This window comes from Siminovitchia sediminis, from assembly GCF_042680885.1.
Classification (GTDB): Bacteria; Bacillota; Bacilli; order Bacillales; family Bacillaceae_C; genus Siminovitchia; species Siminovitchia sediminis.
Map to the genome: position 1 here is coordinate 1 of NZ_JBHUEO010000100.1, position 1,170 is coordinate 1,170.

Consider the following 1,170-nt stretch of genomic DNA (forward strand, 5'->3'; position numbering starts at 1 on the left):
TAGGCCTTCGCTTGACGGATCCGGTGCCACATCATTCCACCATAAGCTGGAATCGCTGTAATAGATTCAAGGATACTGACATCTTCCAGGAGATCTTCGATGAAATTGTTCTCCAGGCACAGGGCCACCGGATGGTAGGCGGAAGAGTGTTGTTCACTGATTCCACCCATCTGAAAGCTAGTGCCAACAAGCATAAATATACGAAAGAAATCGTTGAAGTAGAGACGCGGGAATATATTGGTGATTTGGATAAGGCCATTGAGGAGGACCGGAGACAACAGGGAAAAAAGCCTCTAAAAGCCAGAGAGGAAGTGAAGAAAACAAAAGAGATCCGAAAGAGCACGACCGACCCTGACTGTGGGTTCATGTCACGGGATCATAAACAGGAAATGTTCTGCTATCTGGACCATCGGACGACCGACATGAAATTTAACATTATCACGGATGCCTTCGTCACTCCGGGAAATGTGCATGACTCCGTTCCCTACCTTGAACGTTTGGACCGGCAGATCAACAGGTTTGGCTTACATGTGGAGGCTGTTGCTTTAGATTCCGGCTATCTGACAAACCCCATCTGTAAAGGTCTGTCTGACAGAGATATTTTTGGGGTCATTGCCCATCGCAGATACCATCCGACACAAGGACTGTTTCCAAAATGGAAGTTTGAGTACGACGAAGAACAAAATATCTATATCTGTCCCAACGGGGAGATACTGTCCTATTCCACTACCAACCGGGAAGGCTACAGGGAATATAAATCAGATCCGAATAAGTGTGCGGCCTGCCCGCTCCTGGAAAAGTGTACCCGATCAAAAAACCACCAAAAGGTGGTCACCCGCCATGTCTGGGAGGAACACAAAGAGAAGGTACGGCTGAACCGCCTGTCCCCTTCGGGAAAAATGCTGTATAAATTCAGAAAGGAAAAAGTCGAACGAAGCTTCGCAGATTCAAAAGAACTGCACGGGCTTCGTTATTGCCGGTTGAGGGGATTACAGAAGGTCAGCGAGCAAGTGTTGCTTACAGCAGCCTGCCAGAACATGAAGAAGATTGCCATACATCTGGATAGACAGGTCTAGGTGGATGGGAATCTTTTTCTTAAAAATAAAAACACAAAAATCTAGATACAAGTCGTCTAAATGTAAAATAAAAAAGCCTGTAGAGAAAAAAACA

The 1,170-nt window shown here is 45.9% G+C and carries 1 protein-coding gene; it reads left to right on the forward strand.

Translation table 11 applies throughout. The features are described 5' to 3' along the window. On the forward strand, nucleotides 1–1,076 hold a 1,076-nt coding region (locus ACFSCZ_RS17715; RefSeq protein WP_380775838.1), incomplete at its 5' end, for an IS1182 family transposase. Nucleotides 1,077–1,170 lie beyond the last annotated feature (94 nt).